Source organism: Psychrobacter sp. 1U2 (assembly GCF_051847575.1).
On sequence record NZ_JBPYDC010000013.1, the window covers coordinates 18,307 to 31,901 of the forward strand.

13 protein-coding genes are annotated in these 13,595 nt (G+C 45.9%); 4 read left to right on the top strand and 9 right to left on the bottom strand.

The genetic code is table 11. The annotated features are described in order from the left end of the window. The first annotated feature begins 55 nt into the window (after window positions 1-55). Window positions 56-1,162, top strand: a complete 1,107-nt coding sequence (locus ACS8FD_RS07810; protein WP_439275275.1) for an energy transducer TonB — start codon at window positions 56-58, stop codon at window positions 1,160-1,162. Window positions 1,163-1,263: 101 nt separating this feature from the next. Here ACS8FD_RS07810 and ACS8FD_RS07815 read toward each other — a convergent pair whose 3' ends face one another. From ACS8FD_RS07815 to ACS8FD_RS07830, 4 genes are all read right to left on the bottom strand, one after another. Next, a complete protein-coding gene (locus ACS8FD_RS07815; RefSeq protein ID WP_439275276.1) occupies window positions 1,264-2,487 on the bottom strand; it encodes a HupE/UreJ family protein in 1,224 nt (407 codons plus the stop codon). After that, on the bottom strand, window positions 2,484-3,641 hold the full coding sequence (locus ACS8FD_RS07820; protein WP_439275277.1) for a tetratricopeptide repeat protein: 1,158 nt from the start codon (window positions 3,639-3,641) through the stop codon (window positions 2,484-2,486). Before ACS8FD_RS07820 ends, ACS8FD_RS07815 begins: the two co-directional genes overlap by 4 nt. A gap of 76 nt (window positions 3,642-3,717) precedes the next feature. Beyond that, window positions 3,718-3,996: a hypothetical protein gene (locus tag ACS8FD_RS07825; protein WP_439275278.1), complete on the bottom strand. Its 279-nt coding sequence runs from the start codon at window positions 3,994-3,996 to the stop codon at window positions 3,718-3,720. Window positions 3,997-4,023: 27 nt separating this feature from the next. After that, window positions 4,024-5,517, bottom strand: coding sequence for a DUF4331 domain-containing protein (locus tag ACS8FD_RS07830; RefSeq protein ID WP_439275279.1), 1,494 nt, complete (start codon window positions 5,515-5,517; stop codon window positions 4,024-4,026). 475 nt (window positions 5,518-5,992) lie between these two features. Here ACS8FD_RS07830 and ACS8FD_RS07835 point away from each other — a divergent pair, with 475 nt between their 5' ends. Together ACS8FD_RS07835 and ACS8FD_RS07840 are read left to right on the top strand one after the other, a co-directional pair. Beyond that, window positions 5,993-6,529, top strand: coding sequence for a cytochrome b (locus ACS8FD_RS07835; protein WP_439275280.1), 537 nt, complete (start codon window positions 5,993-5,995; stop codon window positions 6,527-6,529). 73 nt (window positions 6,530-6,602) lie between these two features. Next, window positions 6,603-7,028 carry a PACE efflux transporter gene (locus tag ACS8FD_RS07840; protein WP_439275281.1) on the top strand — a complete coding sequence of 142 codons (426 nt, stop codon included), beginning with the start codon at window positions 6,603-6,605 and terminating at the stop codon, window positions 7,026-7,028. A 129-nt stretch (window positions 7,029-7,157) separates the two neighbouring features. On the opposite strand, the gene ACS8FD_RS07845 is transcribed toward ACS8FD_RS07840, so the two are convergent. The 5 genes from ACS8FD_RS07845 to ACS8FD_RS07865 all read right to left on the bottom strand — a co-directional run bounded on the left by ACS8FD_RS07845 (window position 7,158) and on the right by ACS8FD_RS07865 (window position 11,831). Then, complete coding sequence (locus tag ACS8FD_RS07845; protein ID WP_439275282.1) at window positions 7,158-7,673, bottom strand: DUF302 domain-containing protein; 516 nt, start codon at window positions 7,671-7,673, stop codon at window positions 7,158-7,160. Window positions 7,674-7,778: 105 nt separating this feature from the next. Continuing rightward, entirely contained in the window at window positions 7,779-8,564 is a 786-nt protein-coding gene (locus ACS8FD_RS07850) for an SDR family oxidoreductase (protein ID WP_439275283.1), read from the bottom strand. 48 nt (window positions 8,565-8,612) lie between these two features. Continuing rightward, on the bottom strand, window positions 8,613-9,545 hold the full coding sequence (locus ACS8FD_RS07855) for an SDR family oxidoreductase (RefSeq protein ID WP_439275284.1): 933 nt from the start codon (window positions 9,543-9,545) through the stop codon (window positions 8,613-8,615). Next, the gene (locus tag ACS8FD_RS07860; protein WP_439275285.1) at window positions 9,538-10,431 is read right to left on the bottom strand and encodes a bile acid:sodium symporter family protein; all 894 of its coding nucleotides are present in this window, start codon (window positions 10,429-10,431) and stop codon (window positions 9,538-9,540) included. Before ACS8FD_RS07860 ends, ACS8FD_RS07855 begins: the two co-directional genes overlap by 8 nt. After that, complete coding sequence (locus ACS8FD_RS07865) at window positions 10,428-11,831, bottom strand: flavin-containing monooxygenase (protein WP_439275286.1); 1,404 nt, start codon at window positions 11,829-11,831, stop codon at window positions 10,428-10,430. Before ACS8FD_RS07865 ends, ACS8FD_RS07860 begins: the two co-directional genes overlap by 4 nt. Window positions 11,832-12,153: 322 nt before the next feature. Here ACS8FD_RS07865 and ACS8FD_RS07870 point away from each other — a divergent pair, with 322 nt between their 5' ends. Continuing rightward, window positions 12,154-13,542 (top strand): MBL fold metallo-hydrolase, encoded by a 1,389-nt coding sequence (locus ACS8FD_RS07870; protein ID WP_439275287.1) that lies wholly within the window; start codon window positions 12,154-12,156, stop codon window positions 13,540-13,542. The last annotated feature ends 53 nt before the right edge of the window (window positions 13,543-13,595 follow it).

The window sequence follows — 13,595 nt, forward strand, 5'->3', positions numbered from 1 at the left end:
TTGATGATTGGACTATGAACCGATTTCGATACCCCTCACTAATTGCCAAAGTATTATGATAAATAAACCATTTTATCGGCCTGTTCATGTATGGGTAATGATTTTGGTTATTGCCTTACATGGATTAGTAGTATGGGCGGGCATGTTGACTGAACCTATAGAGCGACCTAGTATAAAAGCTAAGTCGTCAGCACTCATTCAGTTGGAGCTTGTCACGCTTGATTCAATTGGCTCAGCCGCCGCTGAAACTTCCAGCGATGCAGACCCTCAGACTAAAAAAACGGTATTACCAAAACAAAAAGTCGCATTAGAAGAAAAAGTTAGCACTGCAAAAGCGAGCATCGTAAAAGCTGCCGAGCCAAAAGAGGCCGTTGAGACAAAACAGCCGCTTGTAGAGAAAAAGACACTTGTAGAAAATAAAGAGGTCACAAAAGAGCTAAACACTGAGCAAGCTGACTTAGCAGATGAAACTAATCAAAGCCAGCCAGTAACAGATAACCGTGAAGTGCTAGCCGCTAAAGCCTCGGGCAACCCGACTAATACTGATGTTATGGCATCTGCACAAAATAGCTCGAATGAGTCTGAAGCCGAAGATGATTTGTCAGCGATGATCCGAGCAGTAACCGTGCAATTCAATCGCGAACAAGCCATACAAAAACGCGCTGCCACCCAGCAGAGCAATCGCAAAATATCTGCGCAAGCGCAGTGGCAAGCACAAGCGGACGAGGAGGCTATCACCAAAATATTAGCGCTAGCTGCAGAGCAAGCCGCTAATCAAGACCTAAATCAAGAGCGAGAACCAACCGCTGATACTGATGTAGACAGTTTAAGCAATACGAACGCCGATGACAAAACGCTGATCCCTTTTTTGGAAGAGCAGGGCAGCTGGCTTGAGAAGCATCAGCCTATCACCGATGTTCCTCTACTGATTTGGCGCAGTACTGATGCTATCCCTGGCGACGTGTTTATTGTGCTTTTAGAGCTCTCTGTAGATAAAGAGGGCGTTATCACTGAAGTGCAGCTGCTTGAAACCTCTGGTAGTCCTATCATCGATGCGGTTGCCACGACTCAAGTTAGGACAGGTCAGCTCACGCCTTTACAAGTAGATGGCCTTGCAGTCGACGCTACCATTCCTATGTCTTTGGTCTATCAACGACCTTAATGGAATGAAAGTATAATAGTTGAGTAGCCCTCATAGGTATTCATTAAAAATATGACAGCCACTCGACCTCTTAAGAAGTTCTAAAGCTCACAATGCGCAAGCTAGCCTATAAACGCTCGCTCTACAAACCACCACAGAGCAATAACAATACTCACGAGTGAGCCAAGGTAAAAGATGACCGTTTTATAAAAACGAGTATGGCGTAATAATAAAGCTAGCGGAAAGACTAAAATGATGAAAGCAAGCTGTCCAAGCTCAATCCCCACATTGAAGCTCAATAATGCCAAGACGCGCTCGCTAGTCGCTAGAGGCAAATCAACTAAAACATTGGCAAAACCGAAACCGTGTATCAAACCAAATACAAAGGCCAAATAAACGGCTCTAACGCGCAGCATCGGTACTAAATTATTCAAGGCTGCAAAAGCTATCGATAATGCAATCAAGGATTCGATAAAGCGGGCAGGGATGCTAACGAGACCGAGCGCCGCTAGGCTCAAGGTGATGGAGTGCGCAAGCGTAAAGGAAGTGGCGATCCAAAATACCTCTATCAACGCCGACTTAGGCTTGGCAACAGCAACCAGTTGTTTTTGTTTACGCCGGTACACAGCAGGAACCAACAGCACAAATAGGAATAGTAAATGATCGATACCAATCAATAGGTGATGAACACCGCTTTGCAAAAAGTTGCTTACTATAGATAGCCAACCTGCGCCAGCGTCCTCACTAGCACCTAGTGGCGTTTGACCAACGCTGAGTACCTGTACAGGCAACTGACTATCCACTTGGGTCAAAATTAGGCGGTGATTGGCATCAATCCCTGCAAGTATCTGATAATCAAGGTTGTCGATAGGCGCATCACAGCTCAAAGTAAAATTGCTATATAAGTAATTAAAGCCGCCACGAGTATTAATGGCTAATGGGGCAAAGTTAGTCGTTTGGCAGTTATTACCATCACTTTGTAATTGTACTTGCGCCGCAATTAACTGAGCGATAAGCGTTTGTTGCGACTTGACTTCCGCCCAGCTCACTTGCTGATCGCCGTTACCGTCTATATCTACCAGCAAGGCTAAATCTCTGAGTGACACCTCATATTCTGCGCTATAGTTATTTTTTGCCGTATTGTCAGTATCAGCCACCGTTAAGTTTAGATAAGCAGTGCTAGCCTCATGTGCTTGCACTAAGGTGGAGCTCATCGCCAACAGCATGACTAATAAGGGCGCTAGCAGATAACGATAGCTTTGATGCCAACTTATTGTCTTTGATCCTCTAAACGCCTTTGACTCACTAACTTTCTTTAACCCACTAAATTTCTTTAAAAGGCTCATAAGTGCGTCTCCTTGCTGAGATGGCGTTTATTTAGACTACGCTCTAGGGCTGGATATTCAAAACCAGTCTCTTTTATAAACTGTTCTACGATGTCAATATCAGCCTGACTATTAGCCTTGATAGCAGCGGTGGTATAAATAGCAATATCAGCAGTTTCTCGTTGCTGTTGCCAGTTTTCCTGCGCTAGCTTCAGCGCTAAGTTGGTCTGGTTACTAAGCAGAGCATAGTTTGCCTGTTCTCTTTTGTGGGCGTTTTCTTGACGAATACGCCAAACCTCAATACGGTCTTGCATCAACGCTAAGTTTTGCTGCGCCTTAGGATCCTCTAATGCAACTTGTGCGCTAATGAGCTTTAGCAATAAAGCGTCTTTGTCAGTATGGTCTTGGAGCAACTGCCGCACCTTGTCATATTCGCCTTGAGCCAATAACCAATCTGCGCGAGCCATCAGTGTAGGTACGGTTTGACTATCCATCATGGCAAAGACTTCTTTTGCTAGCGGCGCGTCTTGGCTACGCAGCGCCGCATCCGCTTGAATAAGGTATATCCACCGCGCGGTCGCAGCATCAAGCCCAGGAGCTAAACTCGCCAATCCGCTTAAGGTCTCCTTCGCTTGCGACAGCTTGCCTGTCATGCTATTGATTTGAGCCACGCAGGCCAGTTGATAGACTCGAAGTGAGGCGTCATTCAGTCTATTACAGTAGCTCATCGCCTCATCAAATTGACCTTGTACTAATAGCAAAGAAGATAGCGTCAATAGCGCATCAGGGTCGGAGGGGTTTTGACTGAGTATCTGCTCTAATACTCCTTTGGCCTCATCGAATTTATGCGCCGCTTGTAAGGCGCGTGCTCGCAGCATAAGAGTTTCAGCGTTTTGGTCATCAGATTGATCTAGCTGCGCTTGTGCTTGGCCTAGCGCGCGGGGATCTCCTTGCAAATACGCTCGTTCTAATAACTGCCGAGTCTGCTCGGGACTAGTGTTTGTGCTACCAGAGACAAAGTCGCTAACCGTTGAGTAACGCGGCGGCGGTGAATCAGTAGGTAAGGTCGCTAGAATTTGCTGATCATCATCAGGGGTGAAAGGCGCGGCAAAAAGTGTAGGACTAGCAGTAGCAAATAGCGCTAATGATATAAAGAATGATTTTAACCTGTGCATAGTATCTCTCAGCTTTTGACATAAATAAGCACCCAATCAGTAGAATGATCAGGTGCTAGGTTAATCTGCCAGTGCTCTACAGTGAAGCGTTTGCATCAGTGATAGCAACGGGTTCAGCGGTGTTAGCCTCAGGTAATATAATTCGATCTATATCTTGCGGCTCATCAGTGTTGACATCGTTGCTAGCATCAATGACATCTGATGTTCTATCAACAGCTAATTGAGCATTCGCTTGATCAACTGAATTAGCATTTTCATTTTGATTATCAAAGTCAAAGTCGTTATTGTCACTGTCAGAGCAACCAATAAGAGCAGCTGATCCAGTGACCAATACGGCTAAAAATAGATAGCGCATAGTATTTCTCCTTGGGTTAGATTCAGCTTATCGGCTACCTGGATTCGGAGTCGTTAAATATGGGAAGACCGAATCAAATTCAGTAGCAGGCTTAAGAGCGCCGTCGGTGAAGAGCGCTTTACCGGCTGCGGCATCTGCAGGCACACACGTTACTGCTGCTGGTAAACCGGCATGACAGAGCGCACCCATAGAGACTCGAAGCGCGATATCGGTGACGTCATCACCCGGACGTCTACCATTCGGAAAGCCTGCGACATCATCGGTATTGGCATTAGGTCGACCATCGTCTTGACCTGGGATAATACTAAGAACGCCTAGATCGTTTTGATTGGCGGCGGCGACAGCGGCGATGCTAGTATTGAGACGAAGCATATCTGCCGGTACTTGTTTTGTATTAGCCGGTTTGTTGACTGTGGGGACCCCGGTCAAAAAGGCAGTGACTAGATCTTGACGCGGGAAGTTGGTAGGTGCCGGTGCACTTGGGTATAGCGTCTCAATTAGTGCAGGAAGCGTCGGATAGAAGACGTAAGGCGCAAATTTGGCCACATCATCTTTTGGTTCTGAGGCGTTGAACTTATCTTTATCTTTTAGACCGATAACGACTTCGTTGACTAGTGGCATACCCAATCTGGACACTTGCGTCCAAGCACCGCCTTTTTTGGCAGTGGTATTAATACCTGAACCAGGATTGCCATTTACTAGGGTCGCTTGACGGACACTAGCAGTCGTCCAAGCGCCAACGACAGGGTCTGAACCAGCAGTTAAACAAGCCTTGGGCACTTCCATAGCGATAGAGGTGACGTTTTTGTTGGCTAAAATGTTAGTACCGCCATCTCGCTCGCCTAGTGGGTTGAGGTTGATAAGGTCAAATACTTTACCCAAATCAATAGCAAAACCTTCAGCACGTTGACCGACAAACACTTTACCATTACCACAGCTACCTAAGTTTAAATTCTTGATAAAACTTCTAGCATAAGTAGGATAGTCAGGGAAAGATTTGGTACCAATGTAATCAAAAGGCTTATCAAAACTGCCTAAAGACGTGCGTGAACCACTACGGCGATCTCCTTTCACCATAGTGACTTCATACGTCTCATTGGTTTGCACATTGGCTGGATTTGAGGCATCGCCAGCATTAACTAGCGGTATGGCTACATTTGGCGTTGAAGAATCACCATCTGAGTCAATTTCAATGCTGTTTAGGTTTTGAGTAAAGTCAAACTGAAAAGTGATATCTTCGACGGCATCGCCGTTATTATCGATATGAATCTCATAAAGTGCGTCTGGATCTAAGGCAAAATAATTGGGTCCGCCATAAGCATCCTGCAATGGCAAATAGTTGGCGATGATAGTGACGTAGTCTGCTCGCCCATTCTCATAACTATTGAACATGTAAAGGTCAGTGGCATCGACTTTTGGGGTTTTAGTAATGGAAGGAGCTTCTCGGTGACTAGAAGCGACAGCGCTTGCACTAAGGCATATGGCCATCGCTGAGATTAAGGCCTTGGTAGTGTATTTCATACGAATCCTTGTAGAAAAACTAATGAGTTAGAGGCTGGCAGAAACTTTAAGCTTGAACGTTAAATCATCCTTATTAAGTTTAGGTAAAATACAAACTCAGCAAGTTAATATAAACTATACTCCTATTCGACTCTAATTCTTACACCATTCATCGGAAATATTGTTGTTTCCATCGGTTAAGGTAAATCCTTATTTTTATTAAGGTTTTTATGGCTTATCACTGCTTAAGTTAGGATTAAATGGATACAGTAGCAGTCATTTGCGCGCAGATTTGCTATCATAAGCGCTGCTATTTATAGGGTTTTATTGTTGAGTGGTTAGGATAGGCCCTAGTATTCAGCTCACAGGTATTCCGTTATTGGTGATAAACTGCTAGCACAAAAATGGCTATGTAGAGCATTTATGTCTAGATATCTATATAGTACGGCAGTTAAGTCTGGATAAAAGGTAACGCTTTCTATTTTAAGGGTGAAGTATGGACCAAGTTCAATCTAGGGTAGCTCCGCTAAACAAATGGCCTATGATCAGCCGTGTTTTTCATTGGATAAGCGCGCTGCTATTATTAGTGACGTGGGCGCTGATGTTTCTTTATGACACTACCGATGACTCGCTTTATATTGGCTTGCATAAAGCTTTTGGCGTTAGTTTATTGTTTTGGATGCTGGCCCGGGTCATTAGCCGAGTATTTGTAAAAGCGCCGCCTGACGCCCCAATGCCCAAATGGCAAGACGTCATCGCTAAGTTCACCCATTTTGCACTTTATGCGCTACTGATTGCGATGCCGATTGCAGGACTGCTGATGTCCGTTTATGGCGGCCGCGCGGTCGATGTGTTTGGCCTGTTCGAGATTCCAGTGTTCGTCACTCCAGATCGCGGTTTAGCGCGTACCTTTAATGACTGGCATACAGAGATCATTTGGCCGTTGATTTTGGCGTTTACCGCCGCTCACATTGGCGCGGCGCTATACCATCAATTTATCAAAAAAGATAAGCTGATGAAGCGTATTTGGTAGCGCTGCATGATGATGTTTATAGTGATTGCCCGATGGTTAGCTAAATACTGCTGTAGTTAGGATAGTGATCGTTATGCGTACCAAAAAAGACCGTATCCGCCATACTTTAAGCTTTGAGATTATCGGGTTGCTCATCTTTGCGCCACTGGCAAGTTTTGCCTTTGGCTTTGAGCTTCATACGATGGGCGCTATAGCGCTAGTAGGTTCTATTGTCGCTACGGTGTGGAACTATTTTTATAACATCCTATTTGATAATACTATGCTAAAACTGCGCGGCAGGGTGCAAAAAACCGTGCCAATAAGAGTGTTGCATGCCATCTTGTTCGAAGGCGGCTTGCTACTGTTATTTTTGCCATTCATAGCGATATATCTAAACATTAGCCTTTGGGAGGCTTTTAAGATGGATATTGCTATGGCGACTTTCTATTTGCTATACGCCTTTGTTTTCAACTGGGTCTATGACAAAGTATTTCCTATCCCCAATACCGTAGCGGCTTAAACCTGCCTATAGTTGTTAGTGTTTTTTTTATGATAAATAGATAAATAAAAGGGGCTTGCTCATTGGGCAAACCCCTTTTTATTTATACTCAATTATTCACTAAGACCTTGTCTTAAACCCTTAATCAGATTACTTGGCAATAGCAGCTTGGCTAATACCATTGAGCGCTTTGGCGATATTAGCCAGCTCTTTATCGCACCCTTGTAGGTTGTGACGGTTTTTGAGGTATTGAGGATCGTTATAAGATAGCCAAACTCTCTGCTGTGCATCTTCAGTGATTAACACTTTTTGTGGTAAATCTATCGCGATGCTTTGCTCGCAATTCATCAGCGGTGTGCCCGCTTTGGGATTACCAAACATCACCACTTGTGTGGGCCGTAAGGATAAATTAACCCCGGCGGCGTTCTTTTGATGATCGACTTGCGCAAAGACTGTCATGCCTTTGTTCTCGATGACTTTGGTAAGCTTGTTGGCGGTGTCTGAGACAGAGTGCTGACTTTGCAAAGTGATCAAGCCTTTTTTGGCATGGGTAGCAGGCGTTGTCATAGTGGTAGCGTGTTCGGTATTATTTGGCAAAATGTTTTCGACACTAGCACAAGATGTCGCTAGCAGCGCCAAAGCGGCAATAGGGATGATTTTTAGCATAAAAATTCCTTTTAGTAGTGATTGATATAGTATTGATTAACATAGTATTGATTTACAGAGGTTTTGGATTGAGAAGTCGTTGTCAGTAGAGTTTAGTATAGTTACTTATGACAGCTCAGTGGCAAAGCGCTGACGTATTTGCTTAAGATAAAGGCTAGGGGCGATACGCCAAAGGATACTGCCAAAGCGCGAGACAGGTTCGGGCAAGATCCAGCGTTTACGCTGCGCTAGACCTTGAGCAATCCTCTCGGCCATCCACTCAGCGCTCCGAATACTGCCAATGACTGAGCGTTGATGCTTGGCAATATTGCCATCATGACCGAGCGCATGATCCTCAATAGGGGTGTCCAAAAAGCTAGGATACACCATTAGGATATGAATACCATCAGCCTCTAACTCTAAGCGCAATACTTCAAAAAATTGCGTCAGCGCGCTTTTGGCAGCGCAATAAGCGGCTCGTCCCGGCACTGGCATCCAGCCCGCCATGGAGCCGATACAGACGATCTGACCACGAGACTCTCGCAATAAAGGCAATGCCGCCATAGTCAGCTCTACCGCGCCTTGCCAGTCTACTGCCATTACCTTACGAAACACCGCAGGATCAGTCTGATGCGCCGGTGAGCGGTGAGTGATGCCAGCATTGTTTACCAATATATCAAGACGGCCAAAGTGCGCACTTACCTGATTTATGAGCAAGTCAATATCGTCAGCTTGCGTGATATCGGTAGCTACTGCCATGATTCTTGCGCTATCTGAGAATTCAACCGCCCTTGCCGACAGCGCCTCTGAATCTATGTCGGCAAGCACTAAGTGATGACCAGCAGCGTACCAATGACGAGCCATTGCTAACCCTAAACCGGACGCTGCGCCGGTAATTAATGTGACGGTCATAATGAGGCTCTCCTATGACGTTTTCCCTATAAAAGTTATGCAGTAGTGTTAAGGTTTATCCAATCCATTGGCCGCCATAAAATATTCAAACGTCTCAGCAGAAGTCTTGGCAGGCTGATAGCCGAACTCTTCTTTTAGACGTCGATTAGCAAGCACCGGACGATAACGCAAAAAATTGACTTGTTCAGGACCGGTAGGTTTACCGCGCCATTTAGCGACTTGTAGCGCTGCTTTGATCACCCAAACTGGCAATGTCAATAGCAGTTTATTCAGCTTATCCGCAATCTGTTTCATCGTTAGTGCGCCATCGCCTGCCATATTATAGATGCCAGTTTTATCCTCTGTAATCCCCATCTCCATCGCATTGAGTACATCTTGATCCCAAATAAAGACGAAAGGCGAGTCACTGCCTTTGAGCGCTAGAATGCGCGGTGCCATAAACAAATCTGTAATTTGATTACGGGTATCAGCGCCTAGCACGGTGCCGGGCCGAAATATCAGCTGTTGTAGCTCTGGGTGCTTTTGCCGAAACGCCTTGAGTAGCTCCTCAATTTGCCGCTTATGATCTGAATAAGCAAATTCGCTATTACCGCGCAGCGCATCTTGTTCATCGATCCAAGCTGGGTTATCGGCATGATAACCGTAAGCCGCGCCTGAGCTGGTGATAGTTAAATGTTGCACACCCGCTTTTATACAGCACTCAAGGACATTGCGCGTGCCATTGACGTCGATATCGAAATCGCGTGCTCGATTTTTCGAGGCTTGCAAAATAGAGGCTAGATGTACGACGTGAGTGATCTGCTCATCTATCAGTAACTGCGCGAGTTTATCTTCACGTATATCTAAGATTTTTATAGCAAAGTCTAAATGCTCACGAGTGCAAATATCAGTGCCTATGACCGAATAATGAGCGGCGAGTCGATTACCGAGTTGATGGCCGATGTAGCCTGCTGCGCCAGTGATAAGGATGCGTTTAGTCATAGGGCCTCCGTGCCCAAATTTGGGAAAGTGTCAAGCCTGAGACGAGATGCCATACGCCCCAAAAAGCGGTGATGAGCATCATGCTGCCTGCTTGCGGAAAAAAAGTAAACAAGATGACTAAGCCGAGCCCTGAATTTTGAATACCGACTTCCATGGTGACGGCACGGCGATCAGCAGTAGGGAGTTTCAGCGCTGTGCCCATACCGTAGCCAAGTGATAACGCCAATAAGTTGTGAGCGACTACCAACCAAAAAAAGCTATGAAAACGTTCAATAAATAACTCAAAATTATTAGAAAAAGCGATAGCGACAAAGGCCAAAAAAACCAGTAGTGAGATAATGCGTAACGGTTTTTCGCTGCGCGCGACTAGCTTTGGAAACTTGCGACCGGTCAACATACCGAGCACCAAAGGCACAGCGAGCACTAACAGTACTAATAATAAAATGCTACTAGGCTCAAGGGTGATTTGGGTCAGGTAGTCGCGAGTATGTGGGTTAAGCCAGCCATAAAAGGCAAAGTTCAGCGGCGTCAGAACCGTCGCAGCCAAGCTCGATACTGCGGTCATACTGACAGAGACCGCCACATTACCGCGACCAAGCCAAGTCATGATATTAGAAAAGCTGCCACCAGGACAGGAGGCTACCAAAATCATCCCTAAAGCCAGTTCCGGCTCGATATTTAGCGCCCAAGTAAACAGGCAAGTCGCTAGCGGCAGTAACAAAAACTGAGCGAACAGGCCTGCTATAGGTGCAACAGGCGCTAATATAATACGTTTAAAATCCTCAAAACGTAGCGTCAGTGAAACCCCAAACATCATCAGCGCCAAAATAACGTTAAGCACAATTAAGCTAGCAGGGTCGAAGACTATCGGTAACGCGCCACTCATCTTGAGGAGTCCGGTTTGTGCTTTTGCCTATTAAATAGCCTGCTTTTGAAGCGGCTCGCTTTAGAGCTACTGTTATTCGAAGTTTTATGCTTAGCTTCTGCTATATCTTCATCTGCTTGCAACTCAGCGATATGCTCAGCGAGAGTGGTTAGGTATTCGTCTTTATTGACGTAATAAGCCATGCGTGCCAGCTTAATATAATCGTAACCGCCATCGAGCGTTACGTTGCTACGCGCGCGTTTGATCTCATCGAAACGACTAGCCGCGACGCTGTTTTGCTCGCGCTGCTTGATATATAACGCGACTAAGCGCGCTTGCTGATTGCGACCCTCCCAGCCGAGACCTGCCGCCTCAACCATGCCCATCATAAATAAAGTATCATAATCCGGATGAAAGACATTCATATACAGCTGCGGTGCGTCTTGCTCAGCCGGCCAATTGAGATGCTTACGCTCAATAAAAGGATAATCAAGCAGATAGCCAGTCGCCATTAAGATCAAGTCGTAATCGCCGCTATTGCCATCACTGAATGTCACCGTATGACCTTCGATAGCACTGATATTTCGTCGCGGTGTGATATCACCATGACCTAAATGATGCAGCACTAAGGAATTGATAACTGGATGCGACTCGTACATTCGGTAGTCAGGATCGGGCAGACCATAATCGGAGGGCTTGCCAATAATCGTTCGAATCATTGCCGCATCTAAGCGCTGTTTGGCTTTTCTTGGGAGCTTAAGTTTGCTGCCTAAAGTGTCGATAGGGCGGCCATTGATGAATTTTGGCAGGAAATAATAGCCACGCCGCAAGCTGATATCTACCGACTTAGCATGATGCACCGCGTCTACGGCGATGTCCGCACCAGAATTTCCGCAACCGACGATAAGTACACGCTTATCTGTAAATACAGACGGGCTACAATACTGGGATGAATGCATAAACGTACCGGAAAAATCACCCGGCAGGTTTGGCATATTAGGCTTGTGCAAAGTACCATTGGCAATCAGCACGCCTGTAAACACTCGAGATTGCTGTTTGCCATTATGTTCGCTGACTAGACGCCAGCCATCGCCTTCAGGCTCAAGGCTGATGACGCGAGTGGAAAATTCATAACAGGATTTGAGATTGAAGGTATTAGCGAAATCTTGGAAGTATTGACGCAGCTCTGAATGATGAGGATAGCTGGCTACAGAGTCCGGCATCGGAAACTCGCTGAACTCCGTCATATGCTTGGAAGATATCAGGTGCGCTGTCTCGTACATGGTACTATGCGGATTATCGATATCCCATAAGCCGCCGACATCACTATGTCCCTCAAAACCAACGAAAGGAATATCGAGCTTTTGTAAATTACGCGCCGTAGCTAGCCCCATCGGACCGGCTCCAATGACAGCATACATAGTTATTCCCTTAAAATAAGCATTGAGTGTTACCCTTCCTAATTGGGTAGTATCATTATACTAGTCTAACTGCGTTAAGCGTTCAACATGTGCTCATAAATAAAAGCAAGAATACCTTGTTACTTTTGTCGTGGTTAGGGTATTTGCCACTTAGATAACCTTGATTGCAGAATAAGAAAACCATCCTTCTAGTCTTTTGCCTAAGTGAGACAGAGCATATAATATATACCATGTTAATATATGTTATTGTATATTGATGAAGACTAAAATCCTGTGTTATCTTCGAAGTCAGTCATGACTTATATCGTACAAGGAGATAACTATGCTATTTGAAAAGATAAAAACCCCCGGGCTCTCGCACCTATCCTATCTGTTTGGCTCGAACGGGCAAGCGGCAGTGGTTGACCCGCGTCGTGACTGTGCGATTTATATCGAAAAAGCACGAGCCGCCGGGCTTAAGATTACCCATATATTTGAAACGCATCGTAACGAAGACTTAGTCTCAGGCGCTCCTATATTAGCGCAGCTTACTGGCGCAAGCGTCTATCACGGCCCCAATCCAGAGCGCGAAATCGTTTATGCACAAACGGCACGAGAAGGAGACTGTTTCAAGATTGGTCAGCTTGAGATACAAGTGCTGGAGACCCCTGGGCATACCTTTGATCATTTAGCCTATGTTATGTTTGATAGCGCTTATCCTACCAATGCAGTGGGCGTATTTACGGGGGACGCGCTGTTCGTCGGCGATGTGGGGCGCACGGATTTTTATCCTGACAAGCGCGAAGAAGTTGCCGGTCTGCTTTATGATTCGCTACAAAAGATCATAGCCCTAGGCGATCAGGCGATGATTTATCCAGCGCATGGTGCCGGCTCGGTTTGTGGCTCAGGTATGGCAGAGCGTGAGTTCTCAAGCGTCGGGCATGAAAAATTGAATAACCCAAGACTGCAAATTGAGAGCAGAGATAAGTTTATCCGAGCGAAGATTAACGAAAATCATTACCAGCCGCCTTATTTTAAGCTCATGGAACGAATCAACATGGAAGGAGGCGATGCCGCGCCGCGCATTATGCGCCCCCTTAATTTATCGCTTGAACAACTCAACAACTGCGATGTCGATCATCTGATTGATATTCGCGAGCCGCTCGCTTATGCTTCAGTTCATTTGCCGGGTTCTATGAGTCTGCCTGTCGGTATGATTTCTGCTTTTGCAGGCTGGTTCATCGCTGAGGGTGAGAGCATAGCGCTGGTTGCCGCTGATGAGGAGCAGCTGGCGACGGCGATGACGCATCTGGTCAGGATTGCTCTTGACAATATCGTAGGCGGCTATGTCGGTCTAATCTCCGCGGCCAAACAAGGCGAGAGTATAGAGCAGACCCCGATGATAGCAACCGAAGAAGTAAAATCGCGGCTTGCAGGTAACACTGATTTTACAGATAACGCTACTAATGCGAAAAACAGCAGGACTTGGACATTACTCGATGTCAGAGATCTTGATGAGCGCAGCGAGTCTGCGATAGAAGAGTCTGAACACATCTATGTCGGTCATCTTAATGAGCGTTGGCGTGATCTGGACCGAGATCACCATTATACGTTGATGTGCGCTAGTGGTCAGCGAGCGACGGTAGCGGCAGGGTGGCTGGCAAGCCAAGGCTTTCAGCACCTCGATATTTATCTTGGCGGGATGAGTGCTTGGCAGGCTGAGCAAGAGTAATACTTGTTAGCTTGTATTAATAGTACAGGCTTTACCATCAGCACTTCGGCCAA

Coding starts and splice junctions, on each gene's coding strand:
- ACS8FD_RS07825 (WP_439275278.1), bottom strand. CDS start 3,996: ATGCGCTATCTATTTTTAGCCGTATTGGTCACTGGATCAGCTGCTCTT.
- ACS8FD_RS07840 (WP_439275281.1), top strand. CDS start 6,603: ATGCGTACCAAAAAAGACCGTATCCGCCATACTTTAAGCTTTGAGATT.
- ACS8FD_RS07820 (WP_439275277.1), bottom strand. CDS start 3,641: ATGCACAGGTTAAAATCATTCTTTATATCATTAGCGCTATTTGCTACT.
- ACS8FD_RS07845 (WP_439275282.1), bottom strand. CDS start 7,673: ATGCTAAAAATCATCCCTATTGCCGCTTTGGCGCTGCTAGCGACATCT.
- ACS8FD_RS07810 (WP_439275275.1), top strand. CDS start 56: ATGATAAATAAACCATTTTATCGGCCTGTTCATGTATGGGTAATGATT.
- ACS8FD_RS07830 (WP_439275279.1), bottom strand. CDS start 5,517: ATGAAATACACTACCAAGGCCTTAATCTCAGCGATGGCCATATGCCTT.
- ACS8FD_RS07835 (WP_439275280.1), top strand. CDS start 5,993: ATGGACCAAGTTCAATCTAGGGTAGCTCCGCTAAACAAATGGCCTATG.
- ACS8FD_RS07850 (WP_439275283.1), bottom strand. CDS start 8,564: ATGACCGTCACATTAATTACCGGCGCAGCGTCCGGTTTAGGGTTAGCA.
- ACS8FD_RS07860 (WP_439275285.1), bottom strand. CDS start 10,431: ATGAGTGGCGCGTTACCGATAGTCTTCGACCCTGCTAGCTTAATTGTG.
- ACS8FD_RS07815 (WP_439275276.1), bottom strand. CDS start 2,487: ATGAGCCTTTTAAAGAAATTTAGTGGGTTAAAGAAAGTTAGTGAGTCA.
- ACS8FD_RS07855 (WP_439275284.1), bottom strand. CDS start 9,545: ATGACTAAACGCATCCTTATCACTGGCGCAGCAGGCTACATCGGCCAT.
- ACS8FD_RS07865 (WP_439275286.1), bottom strand. CDS start 11,831: ATGTATGCTGTCATTGGAGCCGGTCCGATGGGGCTAGCTACGGCGCGT.
- ACS8FD_RS07870 (WP_439275287.1), top strand. CDS start 12,154: ATGCTATTTGAAAAGATAAAAACCCCCGGGCTCTCGCACCTATCCTAT.